The 20,511-nt window shown below is 45.1% G+C and carries 17 protein-coding genes and 1 other annotated feature; of the genes, 12 read left to right on the plus strand and 5 right to left on the minus strand.

The features are described from left to right. Positions 1-5: 5 nt before the first annotated feature. Complete coding sequence (locus tag FS818_RS05775; protein WP_090924024.1) at positions 6-905, minus strand: manganese catalase family protein; 900 nt, start codon at positions 903-905, stop codon at positions 6-8. 79 nt (positions 906-984) lie between these two features. Next, positions 985-2,712 carry a cellulase family glycosylhydrolase gene (locus FS818_RS05780; RefSeq protein WP_145330424.1) on the minus strand — a complete coding sequence of 576 codons (1,728 nt, stop codon included), beginning with the start codon at positions 2,710-2,712 and terminating at the stop codon, positions 985-987. A 211-nt stretch (positions 2,713-2,923) separates the two neighbouring features. Here FS818_RS05780 and FS818_RS05785 point away from each other — a divergent pair, with 211 nt between their 5' ends. The 4 genes from FS818_RS05785 to FS818_RS05800 all read left to right on the plus strand — a co-directional run bounded on the left by FS818_RS05785 (position 2,924) and on the right by FS818_RS05800 (position 8,942). Next, positions 2,924-3,751: an amidohydrolase family protein gene (locus FS818_RS05785; protein WP_145330426.1), complete on the plus strand. Its 828-nt coding sequence runs from the start codon at positions 2,924-2,926 to the stop codon at positions 3,749-3,751. A gap of 289 nt (positions 3,752-4,040) precedes the next feature. Next, complete coding sequence (locus FS818_RS05790) at positions 4,041-5,483, plus strand: 6-phospho-beta-glucosidase (RefSeq protein ID WP_145330428.1); 1,443 nt, start codon at positions 4,041-4,043, stop codon at positions 5,481-5,483. Between the two features lie 293 nt (positions 5,484-5,776). Next, positions 5,777-6,607, plus strand: coding sequence for a BglG family transcription antiterminator LicT (licT, locus tag FS818_RS05795; RefSeq protein ID WP_145330429.1), 831 nt, complete (start codon positions 5,777-5,779; stop codon positions 6,605-6,607). A 403-nt stretch (positions 6,608-7,010) separates the two neighbouring features. Next, the gene (locus FS818_RS05800; protein WP_145330431.1) at positions 7,011-8,942 is read left to right on the plus strand and encodes a beta-glucoside-specific PTS transporter subunit IIABC; all 1,932 of its coding nucleotides are present in this window, start codon (positions 7,011-7,013) and stop codon (positions 8,940-8,942) included. A gap of 226 nt (positions 8,943-9,168) precedes the next feature. Here FS818_RS05800 and FS818_RS05805 read toward each other — a convergent pair whose 3' ends face one another. Continuing rightward, a complete protein-coding gene (locus tag FS818_RS05805; RefSeq protein WP_145330433.1) occupies positions 9,169-9,759 on the minus strand; it encodes a biotin transporter BioY in 591 nt (196 codons plus the stop codon). 113 nt (positions 9,760-9,872) lie between these two features. On the opposite strand from FS818_RS05805, the gene FS818_RS05810 reads away from it, so the two are divergent. From FS818_RS05810 to asd, 4 genes are all read left to right on the plus strand, one after another. Continuing rightward, positions 9,873-10,730 carry an ATP-binding cassette domain-containing protein gene (locus tag FS818_RS05810; protein WP_145330434.1) on the plus strand — a complete coding sequence of 286 codons (858 nt, stop codon included), beginning with the start codon at positions 9,873-9,875 and terminating at the stop codon, positions 10,728-10,730. Further along, positions 10,727-12,529 (plus strand): ATP-binding cassette domain-containing protein, encoded by a 1,803-nt coding sequence (locus tag FS818_RS05815; RefSeq protein ID WP_186375416.1) that lies wholly within the window; start codon positions 10,727-10,729, stop codon positions 12,527-12,529. The genes FS818_RS05810 and FS818_RS05815 overlap by 4 nt, the downstream gene beginning before the upstream one ends. Positions 12,530-12,670: 141 nt before the next feature. Further along, complete coding sequence (locus FS818_RS05820) at positions 12,671-12,970, plus strand: hypothetical protein (RefSeq protein WP_123063638.1); 300 nt, start codon at positions 12,671-12,673, stop codon at positions 12,968-12,970. A gap of 158 nt (positions 12,971-13,128) precedes the next feature. After that, positions 13,129-13,418: a binding site (T-box leader), on the plus strand. A 166-nt stretch (positions 13,419-13,584) separates the two neighbouring features. Beyond that, positions 13,585-14,670, plus strand: a complete 1,086-nt coding sequence (asd, locus tag FS818_RS05825; protein ID WP_145330438.1) for an aspartate-semialdehyde dehydrogenase — start codon at positions 13,585-13,587, stop codon at positions 14,668-14,670. A 154-nt stretch (positions 14,671-14,824) separates the two neighbouring features. On the opposite strand, the gene FS818_RS05830 is transcribed toward asd, so the two are convergent. Then, the gene (locus tag FS818_RS05830; RefSeq protein WP_145330439.1) at positions 14,825-15,235 is read right to left on the minus strand and encodes a MerR family transcriptional regulator; all 411 of its coding nucleotides are present in this window, start codon (positions 15,233-15,235) and stop codon (positions 14,825-14,827) included. A 169-nt stretch (positions 15,236-15,404) separates the two neighbouring features. Here FS818_RS05830 and FS818_RS05835 point away from each other — a divergent pair, with 169 nt between their 5' ends. After that, positions 15,405-16,259 (plus strand): aldo/keto reductase, encoded by an 855-nt coding sequence (locus FS818_RS05835; protein WP_145330441.1) that lies wholly within the window; start codon positions 15,405-15,407, stop codon positions 16,257-16,259. A gap of 122 nt (positions 16,260-16,381) precedes the next feature. Here FS818_RS05835 and FS818_RS05840 read toward each other — a convergent pair whose 3' ends face one another. Continuing rightward, positions 16,382-17,350 carry a bile acid:sodium symporter family protein gene (locus tag FS818_RS05840; RefSeq protein ID WP_145330443.1) on the minus strand — a complete coding sequence of 323 codons (969 nt, stop codon included), beginning with the start codon at positions 17,348-17,350 and terminating at the stop codon, positions 16,382-16,384. Positions 17,351-17,519: 169 nt separating this feature from the next. On the opposite strand from FS818_RS05840, the gene FS818_RS05845 reads away from it, so the two are divergent. From FS818_RS05845 to FS818_RS05855, 3 genes are all read left to right on the plus strand, one after another. Continuing rightward, positions 17,520-17,963 (plus strand): DUF6376 family protein, encoded by a 444-nt coding sequence (locus tag FS818_RS05845; RefSeq protein ID WP_222128806.1) that lies wholly within the window; start codon positions 17,520-17,522, stop codon positions 17,961-17,963. A gap of 361 nt (positions 17,964-18,324) precedes the next feature. Continuing rightward, a complete protein-coding gene (locus tag FS818_RS05850; RefSeq protein WP_145330446.1) occupies positions 18,325-19,080 on the plus strand; it encodes an SDR family NAD(P)-dependent oxidoreductase in 756 nt (251 codons plus the stop codon). Between the two features lie 499 nt (positions 19,081-19,579). Further along, entirely contained in the window at positions 19,580-20,377 is a 798-nt protein-coding gene (locus tag FS818_RS05855) for a sulfite exporter TauE/SafE family protein (protein WP_145330448.1), read from the plus strand. Positions 20,378-20,511 lie beyond the last annotated feature (134 nt).

Here is a 20,511-nt window from a genome sequence, read left to right on the forward strand (position 1 = left end):
TCCTGTTATAATCCGGCATTCCGCTTAAGTCGTTCTGCAATCTGGAGAAAGTCTTCCGGGGATATACCAGGAGCAAATTCTTCCGGCAGATCAGGAAGCTCGGGAATGGGACCTCCGTAACCCGGTAAACCTGCAAAGGCCTCCAGTTTACCTCCGTCGGTAGGATGCACACCTTTCCATATCTGGGCAATCTGCTGATAATCCTTGTCACTGAACGTGTACAATCGTCGTTGTTCACCCATCGCTTCCCATTTGCGGGTAGTCTCAAACGCTTTGTTGTCAAGAGAGGGGATGGGAATCAGCTTCGTCACATCAACCCCCGTTGCAATCTCCAGTGCTTTGGCGTATGCCAGAATGTGTACACCGCCCCGGACAAGCAGATAACCCGTCATCTCACGAGCCGTATTGTTATCGGTCATTTCGTACACTCTCATTTTGTGTGTTCTTGCGCCACATTCCAGGAAGAAGTTGTGTAGCAGATCTAAAATCAAGTTACCACTGCTAAATACATACGAGCCATTCCAGGGTCTTCCCATGGAATCATAGGGTAGTGCCGTCTGTGCGGATTCTATAAAATGTGAAGTCATACGTAAATCCTTGGCTATGCGAAGCGGTGTGGAGTCTGGTTCGCCAGGTGACGTTGAGCCTTCGAGCATCAAATTAATCGTGTTCGCGACAAGTTCGACATGACCGAATTCTTCTGCCGTAATACTGGCAACAATGTCATAGAAGGGACGTAGCTTGGATCTGCCTCTGAAGTTAAACGACTGATACATGTAATTGTTCAGCGTTGACATCTCGCCATATTTTCCACCAAGCAATTCCTGCACGGCACTGGCTCCGTTCGGGTCCGGATTATTCGATATAGGCAATTCAATGGCAAGACGATCTACACGTTTGAACATGTCAATTCCTCCTCATCCTCATTACAATCAAGGTATGAAGGTTGACTTGTACGTTATTCAACCTAATGTTGTGCGCAGATCAGGAGGATGAACCCTTAACGCTTGTGCCTTTTTTCGTAAGGGTATATTCAATCACAGTACCACTCCAGAAATGGAACTTGAGGTGGATTTCGCCGTCTTTGGTTTCGTTGAAAAAGTTAGGTTTAAGCTCAATGACATTGCCATCATAATCCGGGCTAAACGTATAGGCGAATTCCTTAAATGACGTCCAATTCTGAGGGCCAGCATTTTCTCCATTGGCATAGGTCGCTTCCATCGTTGCGAGCTGATCGCCACCAAAAGTGACGGGAATAGCGAAAGTGCTAGTTGTACCCTGCGCGTCATTTAAAACAGGTGTGTTGTATTGAATAATATGCAACGTCCAGTCTGCACCTGCACTGAACCCGGCTGTCAATGTAGCATTTACCCCTAGCTTGCTTTCAGCAGTTAATCGGGAGAGCAGGCCTGATTTTAAAGTGAGCACACCGTTTCGAATCGTGTAATCTTTACCTCGTAGAAGTGGAGTTATGCCATTTTTCAGAGAAAAGAAGCGGTTTTCATTCAAATGCAGATTGATTTTTACATCCTGCATGGGTTCATGTTGTTTCAGATATACTTGATCAGTCTCTGCGGTGGATGAACGCCCGCTCCAGCTCGCCCGGATCATATCAAACAGTTGTTGATCTGACCAAGTATAGCTAGTGCGTCCAAAATGTTGTCCGTTGTCCCAAAGCATGGTGGTCATCTGTTTTTGACGTGAGTAATGTCCAACGAATTCAAAAAATTTCAATTTCTCACCTTGTTCAATCACACCTGTATGCTGGTCAAATCCGAGCAAACCGTACTCACCGATGATGACTGGAATACCTTTGGCTGTAAAGGCATCGTGAACGCGGTCAAACGTGTTGGTAACGTCCTTTTGCACTTCATCGTTGAATTTGGTAAATCCCGCAATGTTCACGCTGAAAGGCCAGAAGCCGTAATAATGTACGGTAGCGATGAGATTAGGATCATCCAGCTTTTGAATCGTCTGATTCAACGCATCCAGATCAGGCTGAGCCGACGAAGTATGCATGGTAGGCAGTACAAGTGGACGGGTATCGTTATTTCCGCCGGAAGATCTTACGATATGATGAAAAGAAGTATTCAACGTATTCAGCATTCGGTATCCCGTGTCTGCATTCGTAGTGCCACCTTCGGTGAAGCGGGGTTCATTGACACTTTCGAACATCAGTTTCTCGGGTGCATCCTTGAACTTGTTTGCAATCTGTGTCCAAATGGCATTGTAGCGCGCAAGAACGTGATCATAGTCTTTCTCCATGGTGCTGATCCAGCGCCAGGAATCATGATGCAGATTGATCATGACATAGAGATCGGCATCAAGCGCCCAGCCTACGACCTCATGAACCCGATTTATGTAAGCCTCGTCAATGTTGTAATCCGGTTTGTCACCAATGTGCGCTTCCCAGGTAACGGGTATACGAATGCTTTTGTACCCTTCATCGGCTATCGATTGTATCAGCTCTTTCGTAATGCGTGGGTTTCCCCAAGCCGTCTCATCATCCCCGACTGCATCCAGCGAGTTACCCAGATTCCAGCCTGGTTCCATCGCATTGACATAGGTTTGCATTTTACTTACGGGGGCTGGTTTGCTGTCAGGCTCGTGGGGTCCTGTAGCGGCAGAGGCCATGGCGGCAGAGAACATAGACAGAACCAAGGCCGCGGCTACGGTGATTGTGAGGATGGACTTTCGTTTTTTTGGCATCAATAACATCTCCTTTTTTAAAATCAAGATGATGAAGCTAAAATACTGAAAGCGTTTTCTGAACAGTAAATATATCACAGTCGACAGGAAGGAAATACCATTACAATTGGAATAAAATTCATTCGAAAATTAGTGCTTATCTGCTGCATTTGATTTATATTTATATGAATGTAGTACACTGAACTACCGTGGACAACACAGGAGGGCACTTATGATGAAACTCGATGCACATCAACATTTTTGGAATTATAACATTCGTGATTATGGATGGATCGGTGAAGAGATGAGTGTGATTCAGCGTTCATTTCTGCCGGAAGACCTAGAGCCAATCCTTTCGGATTCTGGCGTCTCGGGCTGTGTAGCTGTGCAGGCACGACAAAGTCTTGAAGAAACCGAGTGGCTGCTCGAACTCGCAGACAAGCATGATTTCATTAAAGGCGTGGTTGGCTGGGTAGATCTCTGTTCTGAGGAAGCCTCATCTCAACTAGAAAAATTTGCGGCTAACCCTTGGCTGAAGGGCGTGCGCCATGTGATACAGGACGAACCTGATGTAAAGTTCGTGTTGCGTAAGGATTTTCAACGAGGGATTGCCTTGCTACAACAGCACGATCTAGCCTACGATTTGCTCGTATCGAAGGAGCAACTTCCTTATGCCGTAGAATTGGTTCAGAAGTTTCCACAGCAGCGCTTTGTCATTGACCATCTGGCTAAACCGGCCATTAAGGCTGGAATCAGTTCACCTTGGAAGGAAACCATGAAAGCGATTGCGGCATATCCAAATGTCTATTGCAAATTATCTGGCATGGTCACCGAAGCAGATTGGAATAAGTGGACACAGGAGGACTTTGCCCCTTATATTGATACCGTGCTTCAAGCCTTTGGACCAAAGCGAGTGATGTATGGATCGGACTGGCCGGTATGCACCGTAGCTGGTACATATGCACAGGTTTTCAATCTGTTGCAAACGCATGTTCAGAGCTTGCCAGAAGCGGAGCGGCAACTGATTTTTGGTGATAATTGTGCCACGTTTTACAGATTATAAGTATATGAGAAATGGTGCAGACATGAAAAAACACCCCTTAAATAAGCCAATAAGTATGTCAAATTCAATCGCGTGCGTTGACATATTTCCTGTTTCTTGGTAATGTTTTATCTAATCCGCATAATGTTTTCTGGGAATGTTACCGAATACGGGCATAACCTGAGCTGGCTTGTGATACACGTTACCGTGTATACAGGCTGGTTCGGGTTTTTTCTATTTTCCATGTGGCAGATCTGGAGGGCAGAAAAGGGGCGGATCATGGAGTTACATATTTGAAAGGAGAATACAAATGACAACATTTAAATTTCCTGAGAACTTTCTGTGGGGTGGAGCGATTGCGGCCAATCAGGCAGAGGGAGCATATCTTGAAGGTGGTAAAGGGCTGAGCATCGTTGACCTGCTGCCAACGGGTGAAAACCGTAGAAGCATTATGAAAGGAAATGTGCCAGCATTCACACCGCTCGCTAGCGAGTTTTACCCGTCACATGAAGCGATTGATTTCTATCATAGATACCCGCATGATATCGCTCTTTTCGCCGAAATGGGGTTCAAAGCATTACGTGTATCGATCGCTTGGGCACGGATTTTCCCGACGGGTGAGGACGCAGAACCGAATGAAGCGGGTTTACAATTTTACGACGATCTATTTGATGAACTCTTGAAACATGGAATTCAACCTGTGGTTACGCTGGCACACTTCGATGTGCCTGTACATCTGATTGAGAAATATGGAAGCTGGAGAAGCCGCAAATTGGTGGATTTGTTTGAAACCTACGCTATAACGGTATTTACCCGTTACAAAGACAAGGTGAAATACTGGATGACGTTCAACGAGATCAATATGCTGCTTCATCTTCCTTTCCTTGGTGCAGGACTGGCGTTCAACGAAGGTGACAACATCAAAGAAATTCAATATCAAGCGGCACATCATCAACTCGTTGCAAGTGCGCTTGCCGTTAAAGCTTGCCATAAAATCATCCCTGATGCCATGATTGGCTGTATGCTCGCAGCAGGTAGCTTCTACCCATACACATGCAATCCGGAAGATGTATTCCAGGGGATGGAGAAGGACAGAGAGTCCTATTTCTTCATCGACGTGCAATCACGAGGGGAGTACCCGGGTTATGCCAAACGTTTCTTCAAGGATCACAACTTGAACATTGTAATGGAGCCGCAGGATGCTGACATTTTGCGAAATCACACGGTAGACTACATCGGATTCAGCTATTATTCAAGTCGGACAACCAGCACAGATCCTGAAGTGAACAAAAATATGACCAGTGGCAACGTGTTCGGCTCCATAGCCAATCCATACTTGGCAAAATCGGAGTGGGGATGGACGATTGATCCCAAAGGTTTCCGTATTACGGCGAATCAGCTACAAGACCGTTATCAGAAACCGCTGTTTGTGGTGGAAAACGGCTTTGGTGCACACGATGAGGTGAGCGCTGAAGGTGAAATCGACGACTCGTACCGAATCGATTATTTGAAGCGCCATGTAGCTGAGATGGGTGAAGCCATTCAGGATGGCTGTAATATCATCGGTTATACGAGCTGGGGGCCGATTGATATTGTCAGTGCCTCTTCCGGGGAGATGAGAAAACGTTACGGTTACATCTATGTGGATCGTGACAATGAAGGTAATGGCGAGTTGACTCGGATCAAAAAGAAAAGCTTCGAATGGTATAAAAATGTCATTGCCTCTGGCGGTACAGCGTTGGGAGACAAGTAATCTCATTGTTTTGAGCGCAGCTGCTTCCAAGCATGAGGAAGTTGCAGGATTCCTGTAACTTCCTCATGTCTGACCGTTGAAAGCGTTGACATATGACGCAGTTCACGCTATACTTGACGCAAATATATCGTTACTGGGATTGTTACTACATCACACGCGTAGGCAAAACCTGAGCACCAAAAAAAGCAGACCGCCACGTCTTGTTTATTTTGTGATGCTCCAGGTTTTTTTTGCATGCCCATAATTGGATATATCTTGGCGACTAGAGAGTGGAACGTGACGGGGGGATTGAAGTGAAAATAGCAAAGGTTATCAACAATAACGTCATTAGCATCTATCAGGCCGACGGGGCAGAGCTTGTGGTGATGGGACGTGGGATTGCCTTTAAGAAGAAGCCGGGAGATAAAGTAGACGAGACCCGCATTCAAAAAGTATTTGCCTTGAAAAACAAACAGACATCCGATAATTTCAAAACGCTTCTGCGGGAAGTTCCGATGGAACTTGTTGAGATTGTGGAGGAAATGATTGCCCATGCACGTGACAATTTGGGACGTAAATTGAACGAGAACATCTATGTCTCACTTACAGATCATATTCATTTTGCCATCGAGCGTTATCATGAGGGAATCGAGATCAAGAATGCTTTGATGTGGGAGATTAAACAATTGTACAAAGCGGAGTTCGGGCTGGGACTGCGCATGCTGGAGCAGATCAACAGCAGGATGAATATCGAACTCCCGCCAGATGAAGCGGCTTTTATTGCGCTACATATCGTGAATGCGGAAATGAACGAAGAAGTGATTACGACGATGAATATTACGAAGTTTATCCAGCAGATTATTAATATCGCCAAGTATCATTTCAAAATGGAGTTTGATGAGGAGTCTCTCAGTTACTTCCGTTTTATCACTCATCTAAAGTTTTTCTCCCAGCGAGTGCTTAGCGGAACGCATTATGACAACAATTATGATCATTTTTACGACATGATTAAGGAGAAGCATCCTGAAGCTGCAACATGTGTAGAGAAGATCGCCTTGTTTGTTAAAAAAGAGTATGATCACGAACTCACCAATGAGGAAAAGTTATATCTTACAGTGCACATCGAACGTGTCGTGAATCGTTAATCTGTTAAATTTAATTATTGACATAAATGGTTATATTATAATATTATGTTTGTAACAGGAATTGAATACGATTTAACTGGGATTGTTACTGGTTATGCAGGCAAAACCTAAGTCATGTGTATTTCGGCATTTTATGTCCATTTACGCAAGGCTTAGGTTTTTTGTGTGCAAAAAATCGGTAGAAGCCTGTTGTATAAATTGAATTATCATTTACACATCAACGAAGAGGACAGAAAAAACCTGGAAAAGCGAAGCGTTCGCCTTTATCATCGGATTTTTCCCATTTTAAAAAAGAATCAAAAAATCTGAGGATAACAGCGATTGGAAGGTTATTCTGTCATCGGAGCGACCGTGTAAAAGACTTTCAGTTCAATTTTATAGACAAAACGTAGGGGGGCAAATCATGAGTCAAGAAAAACTGGCCAGAGAGATTGTGGAACGGGTTGGCGGTGAGAAAAACGTAGAATCACTGGTTCACTGCGCAACACGTTTACGATTTGTATTGAAGGATGATTCCAAGGCTGACAAAGCAGGTCTGGAGAAAACAGAAGGCGTTATTGCCGTTAAGGAAAACGGAGGCCAATTCCAGGTCGTTGTGGGTAACAAGGTTCCCGAAGTGTATCAGGCAATCGGGCAGATCAGCAACATTCTGGATGATTCATCCACTAAAGAAAAAAGCGGCAAAAAGGTCAAGGGATTAGGCGGTATCATTGACGTCATCTCCAGTATTTTCGCACCGCTCCTTGGTGTAATGGCCGGAGCCGGTATTTTAAAAGGGTTGTTGCTGATTGCCAACAATGTCGGTTGGCTCGAAAAGACAGATACGACCTATATCATTCTGTATGCAGCAGCAGATAGCTTGTTCTACTTCTTGCCGTTGCTGTTAGCGGTTACAACTGCACGTAAGTTCCAAGGAAATGCATTTGTTGCATTGACCATAGCAGGAGCACTGATCTATCCAACGATTATTCAGTTGAAAACGGACGGAACGCCAACAGACTTTTTCGGAATTCCTGTAGTCCTGATGAGTTACGCTTCGACCGTAATTCCAATCATTCTAGCCGTTATTGTGATGAGCAAGCTGGAGAAGTTCTTTAATAAGCTGCTTCACGACAGTATTAAAAATTTTGTTACACCGCTATTTTTGCTTGTTATTATGGTTCCGCTCACGCTGCTGGCCTTCGGACCATTCGGAGTATATGTAGGTAATGGAATTGCGTCCGCAATGGTGGCTGCATTTGGATTCAGCCCGCTGCTTGCCGGAGCTGTGATGGGTGCAAGCTGGCAGTTGCTCGTTATCTTCGGTGTACACTGGGGGCTGGTGCCTGTATTTATTAATAACATTGCCGTACACGGACAGGACGGTGTGAAACCGGCAGCGACCGCTTCTGTCTTTGCTCAAACGGGCGCAGCATTCGGCGTAATGCTCAAAACGAAAAACAAAAAATTAAAGACACTTGCTGGTTCCTCAACACTTACAGCACTGTTCGGGATTACCGAACCGGCCATTTATGGTGTAACGCTACCGCTGAAACGTCCGTTTATTGCAGGGGTTATCGGTGGTGCTGTCGGTGGAGCGATTATCGGTCAGGCAGGTACGCAAGCATTTGCATCCGGCGCGCCTGGATTGCTGACTTTGCCGATCTTCTACGGGCCGGGTGGTCAAGGATTCCCGGGATTGATTATGGGTATCGCCGCATCGTTCATTGTTTCCGCAGTATTAACGTATATCATGGGCTTCAAAGACCCTGTCGATGATGAAGAAACAAAGACAGCATCAACAACACCATCCGATGGAGCTGCTGCTACACATGGCAAAGATGCTTCTTCGAAAAACGCCGCTCAGGTTACAGCTACTTCCGATCAAGAGGTATTAAGTCCGATTGAAGGTAAAATTGTAGATTTGGCCAAGGTTCCAGATCCGGCGTTTTCTTCCGGTGCTATGGGTAAAGGGATCGCGATTGAGCCGTCAATCGGCCGGGTGGTTGCTCCTTTTGATGGCACCGTAACGGTTGCTTTTAAAAAGAAACATGCGCTTGCTGTGGTTTCGGATTCAGGCGCGGAGATTCTGGTGCATGTGGGTGTGGATACGGTTAAACTTGATGGGCAGCACTTTATCTCTTACATCGAGGAAGGAGACAAAGTGAAGGCGGGCGATTTGCTGCTGGAATTCGATATTGAGCAGATTAAAGCGGCTGGTTATCATACCGTAACTCCAATCATTGTAACCAATTCGGCAGATTACAATGATGTTGTTCCGCAAGCTACCGGCCAAGTAAGCAACAAGGATATGCTCTTGAAAATTGTCGGAACAGAAACGAGTAAGGCTAAGTAATTAGGTAGCAATATGTAGCGTTTTGATAGAGTTAGACAAAGATTGTTAGGCAAATAGAATTTCTGAAGATTAACGATAAACATTTTGATGATTCACACTAGATGTATCACTCATGGATAATTTGCAATTATGCATCTTATGAATAAACAAACAACCGCTAAGAACGATATGGCGGTTGTTTGTCGTGTGTGATCATGACAAGGCATCTTTTCTGCAAAGATGATTGCTATTTACTTGCTTTAACTACATTAGAATGCATATGACTTGTCAGCCGCGAAGGCGGAAATACGATGCGAACTGGAGCAATGATGATTGTGGCAAAGATGGCTTTGACCAAATCACCGATAATATAAGGATAGAAGCCTTGAATCATCGCATCCGATAACGACATGCTGAATCGGTAAGCCAGCCAAGGAACACCTGTAACATAGATTAATAGGGAACCAAACAACTCAATAATGATAAAAGCAAACAAAAACCCTTTGAAGCCCCGAATTTGCACTTTGGAGAGCAACAGACCCATGAGCAATGCGGCAAACGGCCACATCACTACGTATCCCCCGGTTGGCCCCAGTAGCACACCAAGGCCGCCTGTACCGTGTAATAGAGGAAAACCGAGTCCTGTAAGTACAACGACAAGGGCTATACTGAGAAAGCCGTAGAGTGGCCCAAGCAGTCCACCGGCCAACATCACTGCTAAAGTTTGTAACGTGATGGGTACAGGTGAAAAGCCAAGAGGAATGCTTATGTATCCGAAAATAACGAGAATGGCAGCCATAAGTGCACTAAATACAATGCCTCGCAAAGATAATTTCATGTTTGTACAATCCTTTCGATTTTGATAGAATTATTGTTAACCTATTGTTTGTATTTGGTTGACGATTAGGATATTATCATATAATTTCAGAATGTGAAAGGACTAATTTCGAAATGCAAGACAAGTTACCTATCATTTCATTGCTAGATGCCCGTGTTCACTATGCTGCCGAAGACGGTGAAGTTAAAAAGGCGCTGGACGGTCTCTCGTTTACGCTCAAAGCGGGAGAGTGGTTAAGTGTCGTGGGAGCTAATGGCAGTGGGAAAAGCACGTTAGCCGGATTGCTGCTTGGTTTCATTCCCTTATCCGCTGGAGAGCGAAATGTTCCTGCAAACCTGACCATTCGCGGTGTATTACAGCAGCCTGATACACAGGTGCTGGGAGATACAATCGAAGAAGAATTTCATTTTGCCTTATCGCATTTACATATATCGAGCGAGGAGAAGGGAAAGCGCAGACAAGAAGCGCTACAGCTAGTTGGACTTCAGCACCCGCTGGGTACAATGATCGCGCGTTTGTCCGGCGGACAGAAACAGTTGCTTAACATTGCAACAGCCCTTGCGGCCAAGCCGGATGTGCTGATTATGGATGAACCTACAGCGATGCTCGATCCAGATGCCAGAGAACGCATCGAGGGTATTGTCCAGGCCGTCACGAGCCATGGTACGGCAGTGGTCTGGATCACTCATCACCTGGAGGAAGCGACCTTATGTGATCGGATTATGGCTATGAGTAAGGGGAAATGTGTCTATGACGGCGTACCGGAATCATTTTTCTATCCGGAGGTAACAGCAACGGAGGCAACATCAAATACGAAGCCGTATGAAAGGCTTCAATCTCCTTGTGAAGAGATAGGACTGGAACCGCCTTTCACAGTAAAGACATGCCTGATCTTGAAACAGCGGGGAAGACTCAAGGGTGTTAACCCCCTCCGGCCTGAGGAGCTTGCGAAGGAGGCTGCGCGTTGGTGATTGAACTTAATAATATATACGTGCGAGTTCATGATGAAACGAAACGAACCTTACTTGATCATATTTCGTTAACACTGAACCGTAGTGAGATCACATTGCTTCTGGGCTGCACTGGCTCTGGCAAGACAACGCTACTGCAGACGATAGCCGGTCTTAAGCAGCCGGATTCCGGAGATATTACGCTTGCAGGAGAGCCGATGTGGCATGACGGCAAGGTACCTAAATCCGTACTGTTTCAGATGGGACTTGTGTTCCAGTTTCCAGAGCAACAATTGTTTGCCCGAGATATTAAGCGGGAGCTGTTATATTCCCTTCGACCTTACCGTTTAAGTGAAGCTGAGCAGGAACAGCGGATCGAAGCAAACCTGGCACACTGGGACCCGCATAGAGGAGATGACGCGGAGCGACGTTTTCACTTGGACAGGTCGCCATTTGCGCTTAGTGGTGGAGAGAAGCGTAGATTAGGGCTTGCACTTGGTTATGTGACCAAGCCAGACTGGCTTTTGTTAGATGAACCTAGCGCAGGGCTTGAAGCACAGAGTATCAAGTTGCTGCTTGATTCACTGCATGAGCATCGTAAGGAAGGCGGAGGAGCAGTCATTGCGACGCATGACCTGGATACATTCCTGCCGCATGCAGATCGTGTACTTTTATTAAGGGAAGGGTGCCTGGAAGCAGACCTGACCCCGCTGAAATTGTATCAGCATCCCGAGATATTAGTGCAAGCTGGAATCGGTCTGCCTCCATCCATGCGACTTGCGGCGCAGCTGAGGGAAGCAGGGATGCCAATCGGTTCTCAAGCCATGACCCCGGAAGAAATGGCGGAATCTATTTTACAATCCGGGATGGAGATGGCTGCTTCTTCTCTTAACGTCAAGAGTGACGATGACACCGTTGCGTTAACACAAGAGACATTTACAAGTACGTCTGCAACGGCTATTTCAAAAGCAGATGAAAGTAAATTTTCAGTTTCAGCCGTAACAGACTCATTGTTAATTGGTAACAAAAGAACAGCCTCTTCTACTAGTTCTTCAACTTCTCCCAGCCGACCGAAAAGCATGATGGACCCGCGTCTGAAATGGATACTGTATATGTTGCTCGTTACAGCGGCAATGCTTCAGCATCATTGGAGGGGACTGTCGTTAACTCTGATTCCAGTGGCTGGTGCTTTAGCTATCTTGCCTCGTCAGATGCTGATCGGATGTATCAAGTTGATGAAACCACTTGCGTTGTTTTTTGTTATTTCTACAGCATTATCGGGTAGCACTCTGACCACAGGAGAAAGCGGGTTTCAGCTGGGTTTTTCCTTGACTCAGGCCGAGGGAACATTACTTAATCTGTACCGCTTGTTCATCGTAACCCTTGCAAGTCTGTGGTTCTCGCTTACAACGCCATATGGACGCATGGTTGAAGGACTGAACTGGGTGCTGGCTTATGGGAGAAAAATCAGGTTGCCTGTAGCTTCGTTTGCACTTGCTGTATCCTTGATTTTCAGATTTATTCCAATGATTTGGAGTGAGTGGCAACGGTTTTCACTGATCGTACGGGCACGCGGAAAAGCGGCCCTGAAGCCCAATATGGTTCGTGTACGGGATCTGGGGCCCATGATTATTCCTCTGATCATGGCCCTGTTTCAGCGTGCTGAGGATATGACGATTGCGATGGAGATGCGTAAGGTGAGAGAAAACGGCGCGCTTGGCGCTCGTTCCTCACTTCTGTTCTGGAGCAGGCGGGATACCTGGATCAGTATCCTTGGACTGCTTGTGTTTGTTGTGCTGGTATCGGTGCGCCATTGGTAGGGGTGCAGATGAAGGTGCTGATTCGCTTGTCGTATCAGCACCAGAAACGCAGTGTTTTCCAAGAATAATGCATAAAAACATCCCGTTTCGCCCACCTTAAAGGTGCGTTGATCATCTCAAGACGATCAGGAGGGACGAGTGATGGAAGAGAAGTTTTTGCAGGAAGATAGACGTGAATATACAGACGTGTCCACTGTAGAATCGCAGCGGAATGATATTACGCTTGAAGAATTTCCAGAGGGCCCATACGGTTCATCCTTGCTGTCTGAATCGCTTGGGAAAAGCTCTCCGTGGCGAGCAGATCAGAGGACTGCACACCGTTTTGACTATGAAAACCATGAATTGCACGAGGGTGAAGTGCGGGATTATCCGGGTCAAGATGTCTTTGACGAAACGGTGCCTGATGATGTACACGAACCTCAATATCCGGGTAAAATGTAATAACGTTTTTTGTCCAATTGAAATCCATATACCTAGCCTTCGTCATGAATAGTTCGTGCGAGGGCTGTTTTTCATTTTGTCTTATTCCATCCAATTCAAGCAATTATAAAAAAATGTGTTTACTTCCGTACTGGAATTTTGATATTATAATCGCAATATCAAATGCAACGATGAGACGAGTAGATAAAAATGATTCTTTCATCAGAGAGCTCCGGTAGCTGAAAAGGAGCAAAGAACCTTTTATCGAATAAAGACTCTGAGCAGCACATCGGAATTGGCTTACGCTGAAGGATGGTGTGACAGGCGCTCCTGTTATAGAGCTAGAGTATAAACGGATGAAGACAGCATCTAAAGTTGCTGGGTCATTCATCGCATACTTGAAGAGGTGAATATGGCGACATATTTGCGAATCTGGGTGGTACCACGAGTGTTCAATCTCGTCCCTGAGACTTTTGTCTTGGGGATGGGATTTTTTGGTTTTTTCGGAGCTGGGATCACACGCTTTGGATGGACCTGAATAGTGTGAATGATAGGTATTAATCAAGTTTCAAATATCCCATGTACGATGACAGTAACAGATGATCCAACTTAAATCGAAAGGAAATGATAATTCCATGTCAGCAAAATTAAAAGTCGGTATTGTCGGAGGAACAGGAATGGTGGGTCAACGTTTCGTAGACCTGCTGGATCAACATCCATGGTTTGAAGTAACAGCGATTTCAGCAAGTGCCAACTCGGCAGGCAAAACGTATGAAGAGTCTGTAAAGGGTAGATGGAAACTGGCGGTTCCAATCCCTGAGCCGGTGAAAAACATTGTGGTGCAAGATGCATCTCAGGTTGAAGCTTTTGCAAGCCAGGTTGACTTTATTTTCTGTGCGGTCGATATGAAAAAGAATGAAATTCAGGCGCTCGAAGAGGCTTATGCCAAAACAGGTACACCTGTCGTGTCCAACAACTCCGCTCATCGCTGGACAGCAGACGTGCCGATGGTTATTCCTGAAATTAACCCGGGCCACTTGGCGGTCATTGAAGCTCAGAGAAAACGTCTGGGTACAACGACAGGTTTTATCGCTGTAAAACCAAACTGCTCCATTCAAAGCTATGTGCCGGCGCTACATGCATTGCGTGAGTTTAACCCGACACAGGTTGTGGCTTCCACATATCAAGCGATCTCAGGTGCGGGCAAAAACTTTACGGACTGGCCTGAAATGCTGGATAACGTGATTCCTTACATTGGTGGAGAGGAAGAAAAAAGTGAGCAGGAGCCGCTTCGCATCTGGGGTAGTGTAGAGAACAATCAGATCGTTAAAGCATCCGCACCATTGATTACAACACAATGTATTCGTGTACCGGTAACAGACGGACACTTGGCTACGGTCTTTGTAAACTTCGAGAAAAAACCGAGCAAAGATGAAATTCTGGAGCGCTGGTTGCAGTTTAAAGGTCGCCCACAGGAGCTGGCACTGCCAAGTGCACCGAAACAATTCATTACGTACTTTGAGGAAGAGAACAGACCGCAGACTAAGCTGGATCGCGATATCGAGCGTGGAATGGGTGTTTCCACAGGCCGTTTGCGTGAAGACTCACTCTATGACTATAAATTTGTTGGATTGTCCCACAACACACTGCGCGGAGCAGCAGGCGGTGCGGTTCTGATTGCGGAATTGCTTAAAGCAGAAGGATATATTCAACCGAAGTAATGTGTGTCATTCAGTAAACAGTGGGCATCATCCAAAAAGCAGCATGAAAAACGTCGACTTGAAATGTCGGCGTTTTTTTTGGTTTATTCCATTCCTTTAGGGCAGCTATAGCGAGTGTTGCGCAACCACTCCATCGCTTTTACGGATAAAAATCCTATTTTAGACCAGAAGTTTCCCACTGGGCGGGATTTGTGATATCAGGAATGCCTTTTTCTAAAATTTCTTGATAATGGAGCGTTTTTTCTTCCAGATGTGCAACACGCTGTTTGGCCTCTTCCAGTTGAGTGAGCGCTGCTTCCTTGAATTGCATTATGAGAGCAAGGCGTTGCGGAACGGTCGAATCACCTTCTAGGCATAGATCTACATAGGTTTTAATGTCCTCAATCGGCAACCCCGTCTGCTTAAGGCATCTTACCCCGCGCAGCCAGTTGATCGCTTCATCGTTAAACAACCTTACATTATTTTTGTTGCGTTTCACGCTTGGAATCAAACCTTTATCTGTATAATAACGAACCGCATGCTCCGTGAGCCCTGTAATCAAGGCAGCTTCATGAACTGTAAACATGTATGATCCCTCCCAAAAAAATAAGTATATATCGCTTGACTTCGTGTTACACGAAGGTACTAGGGTTATTGTAACGCAAGCTGATTCAAAGCGAAATAACCAAGAGTGGTTCATGGCCAGAAACGCTTGATGGCTTGAGTTACATCATAAATTTTTAGGAGGAAACGATATGGAACAAACGGTAACTTTAAACAATGGTGTGGAGATGCCAATCATCGGATTTGGTGTGTATCAGGTGCCTGATCTGCAACAATGTGAGAATACGGTCTATGAAGCGCTCAGAGCGGGTTATCGTCTGATTGATACAGCAGCAGGCTACATGAATGAAGAAGCTGTAGGACGCGCGATTAAACGCAGTGGTGTAGCGCGGGAAGAGCTGTTTGTTACGACCAAATTGTGGATTCAAGATTCCGGATACGAAAGCACGAAGAAAGCATTTGCTAAATCATTGGATAAGTTGCAGCTCGAACAGCTGGATATGTATCTGATTCATATGCCTTTTGGTGATTATTATGGTGCCTGGAGAGCAATGGAGGAGTTGTATCGAGAGGGATTTATCCGTGCCATCGGTGTAAGCAACTTTTTACCTGATCGTCTGATGGATCTCATGATTCATAATGACATTGTGCCAGCAGTGAATCAGATTGAGACACATCCTTTTCAGCAGCAAGTTAGCAGTGCGGCCTTTTTAAAAGAACATGGGATTCAGCATCAATCGTGGTCACCATTCGCGGAGGGACGCAATCATCTATTCAGTAATCAGACACTTGCATCGATTGCCGACAAGCATCAGAAATCCGTCGCTCAGGTTGTACTTCGCTGGATGACGCAAAAAAACATCGTAGTGATCCCAAAATCGGTACGAAAAGAAAGGCTTATCGAGAACATTGACATTTTTGATTTTGTGCTTAGCTCGGAGGATATGCAATCCATAGATGCATTAGATACGGGAGAAACTCTATTTATGAAAATAGATGATCCAGAGGTAGCCAAAATGCTTGGTAACTTGAAAGTAGAACTTTAAAATATGGCAAGATTAGTATTTTTTAGATAGGTAAAGGGCTCCTGGTACTCTTTAAGCATTTATGTCAATCAAGATGAAATGCTAGCGGAGATCGGAGCCCTTTTCCGTTGCGGATGAAGTTATCAAGCTGCTGACGTTTTATCCGAGTTGTTCATTAGCTGTGAACGCCTGCCGAGCAAGTAACCTGAAAGAGACGCGAGCATCTGTTGAAATACCATGCCAAGTACAACTGGAACCGCAACAGGCGGTGGAAAATAAGTAACGGCAAGAACGGCCCCAGCGCTAATATTACGCATTCCCCCATTAAAGACAAGTGCGACCTGATCGGCCTCATTCCAGCCTAGCCACCTCGCGATGAAATAACTGAGTGCATAGCCGAAGGAGGCCAGAAAAACAATAATCACCGCCAGCCCGGCCAAGCGCCAGTTGAAGTCAGCCAGATAGGGTGCGACAACCGAGCCGTTAATGGCAACGACCGAAGCCATAAACAGTTTGGATAACGGATTAAGCCGAGGTCCCCATACAGGAACGATGCCGCCCTTGGTCCACTCATTCAGGAGCATACCCAGAAGGGATGGAAACACAATCATCCAGAACAGACTGCTCATCATGGCCCCAATATCCAGGGAAACACTTGTACCTACAAGTAGAGATAACACGCCAGGCACAACGAACGGAGCTAGCAAGGTATCAATGAGAATAATCGAAAGCGTAAGTGCAATATTCCCCCGATAGATGCTGACCCATATGAAGCTGCTAATTCCAGTGGGGATGACTGCGGCGAGGACAAGTCCTGTAATTGTATAGGCATCCGCTGGAAACACCAGATGACCCATGCCTAGCGCTACAAGCGGCATAGCCAGATGCAGGATCAGCAAGCAAACAAACAAAGGCAAAGGCCTCTTCAGTACATTCACAAAATCTCTTACGCTCAGACTAATACTGCCCGCAAATGTCATGAAGGCAAACAGCCAAGGCGACAAATACGTGTACGAAGACAAAAAACTGCCGCATAAAACACCAATGATAATACTACTGGGGGTAATCAGTGGCATGATGCGGTTCAAGCGTTGATTTAAGGCCGGAAGCATAATGATGACATCCCTTTATTGTGTGATTATTCTATTATACATCGGAATGACTGGGCATGCAGGCTGATTTGCAATGCAGCTTGGTGAACAAGTATCATGAAATAAGGTACCATCATTCTGAGATGAAGAAAGGGAGATGCTCATGCGAAGGCGGAACAGAACACACAGGATGATGATTACAGCTATTGTGACCTCCAGTATGTTGATGCTATCCGCTTGTTCAATTGTAGAGCAAGCCAATCAAAGTTTGAGTTATGTAAGCGGTGCTACCGATTATATCAATCAGGTATCGAGTGCTGGAACCGAGTTACAACAACTTGCAGCAGATGCCATCAATAACCCGGACGTAACGGGTCAGATTCAAGAGAAGATTGATTTAATTCAAGCAGAAGCCGCTGAATTTTCGGAGATGAGTGCGCCTGCTATTGGAGAAAACATTCACGAGAATCTGGTTAGCTATAACAATCAGCTGACAGAGGTAATGAACGAATTCGAAACTTCCATCGCGGAGCAAGGGATTACCGCTGAGAATTGGGAGAAAACAGGTATTCCGGAATTGATCAACAACATCAACAGCCTAAAGGAACCGCTGAGCGGATTACAAACCGAATAATAAGTTTAAACTAAATATAAGAATAATCTTTCCTCCACTTTAAGGAGCAATTGAACAGGATAGTTATAGAAGACGGGTGATCCAGAAAGGCTGCTCGTCTTTTTTGCATATTTATATCGTATAAAGAAAAACTATATGAATTACGACAAAGATCCACAATGCTGGCAGTGTATCAATCGGGAATACCATGACGGTGAATGTTTGTTTAGTAACAAGCTGGTCTATCGTAATTGCATCGTATGATCGACCCATTTGACAAAAAGGTGATAGACTAGTAAGGTTAAGTTATGAACATATATATATCAACTAACATTAATTTAGTTAACAGGAACCAATTTCATTAGCAAAGGAGATCTATGTTATGTCCGAACATACGGGAAAAGTCATTGTTATCACAGGTGGAGCAAGTGGAATTGGAAAAGAAACAGCACTGCAACTATCTGCACAGGGAGCAACAATCGTTGTCGCGGATTTTAACGAAGAGGGAGCCAAACAGGTTGCGACTGAGATTGAAGCAACCGGTGGCAAAGCCGGAGCTTATAAAGTCGATGTGTCCAAAGGCGATGAGATTAAAGCTCTGATTGACTGGACTGTCGAAAAGTATGGAACATTCAACGGGATTTTCAACAATGCGGGTATCGGCCTTGTCAAACCGTTTCTGGAAATGGACCCGGAATCCTATCACAAAGTTATTGATGTGGATCAACACAGCGTTTACTACGGCATGTATTATGGCGCGAAGAAAATGGTTGAATTAAACGTGCAAGGCACGATTGTTAATACAGCTTCGATCTATGGAAGCGTGGCAGCCGTGGGTAGCTTCAACTACAATGCAGCGAAAGCGGCGGTTGTGATGATGTCCAAATCCGGTGCTCTTGAACTGGCCGAGCATGGAATCCGCGTTCTCGGTGTGGCGCCTGGTTTTATCGAAACTCCGATTTTGGGAGATGATCAAGCCATGAAGGATGCGCTGGCAACCCAGCACATGCGTGGAGAGCTAATCCAGCCAGAGAAAGTTGCAAGTGTAGTTACCTTCCTGTTTAGTGATGCAGCTAGCGCCATGAATGGCACAACGGTAGCAGTGGATGATGGTTTCCTGAGTTTCAAAACGAAATAACGGGTTATCTACAAGTTATCTGCTTCTAAACCATATTGCGTTTAAAATGAACCAAAGGCACAGGATGTAATCATCCTGTGCCTTTTCATGTTAACTCTCGTAATAAAATCATCATATAATAATGTCGAATTATCCCGAAATTTAGAAGTTCATGATACAATGAAAATGCTGACTCGTTTTATCCATTTGTGGTGTCGTAGACAATACGGACTCCGAGTGAGCCGTAACTTTCTTCTTTATAGTGACAATGAGTGCAGGTTTTGACTGAGCATAATTCATCATGATGTGTTTGTAATTTTTCGTTACAGCGAGGACATGTATTTACAAAAAGTGCCTTCAACACATTAAACATGCTTAATCACTCATTTCTGATTAAATTACTTGGTTTTAAAGTATTATACCCGAATCCAAGTGTCCTGTATATGTTTTTTGGAATCAAATTTTATTTATTTTGATTTTCTATCCTCGTAATATCTTCATGAAAGGAAGCGTATAACCGATGGATCTTTTGCTGTTCTTCATCATGTTTATACTGGGTCTAATCGGTTCATTTTTCTCCGGATTGCTTGGCATTGGCGGGGCAATCATTAACTTTCCTCTCTTGCTGTATGTGCCGGAAATGGCAGGGCTCGAACCGTTCACGGCTCATCAGGTATCTGCCATCAGCATGTTTCAAGTATTCTTTGCTTCGCTTGCGGGCGTAGTTGCATTTCGCAGAAAAGCAAAAGCAGGCAAGACTAGCGGCGCTGTGATCGATTCCAAACTTGCCCTGTATATGGGAAGCAGTATTCTAGTGGGTAGTTTAATTGGCGGTTTTATCTCAGGTATGCTGGATGAACGTATGATTCATCTGGTTTATGGGATTCTGGCGATCATAGCGATCGTTCTAATGCTCATTCCGAGCAAAGGGAGGCTGGATCTGGACCAACCGTTGACGTTTAATAAAATGATTGCTTCAAGTACTTCGCTTGCCGTTGGAATCGTTTCAGGAATTGTAGGGGCTGGCGGTGCATTCGTACTCATCCCTGTTATGCTGACTGTTCTGAAGATTCCGGTTCGGACAACGATTGCCTCATCCCTCGCGATTGTCTTCATTTCTGCCATAGGTGGAGTTATTGGAAAGTTATCTGCGGGAGATATCCCAGTGGAGCCGATTATCTACACAGTGCTGGGAAGTTTGATTGGCGCATCGATTGGCTCAAGAGTAAGTTCGATGGTAAATGTCCGGTTACTTCGATATGCGTTGTTGCTTCTGATCGCGGTTACTGCGGTTAAAGTATGGTCTTCCATATTCTGATTTAATGCTCTTGCGTTATCGAACATTTACGATTTCGTAACCAAACGGCCGAAGTGCCGTATATAGGATATGAACATGAGCGGACCATGTTTAACTTTAACCGAAGTTGAGGGATCGACCGATGAACAACGTAC

This window comes from Paenibacillus xylanexedens (genome assembly GCF_007680605.1).
GTDB lineage: Bacteria > Bacillota > Bacilli > Paenibacillales > Paenibacillaceae > Paenibacillus > Paenibacillus xylanexedens_B.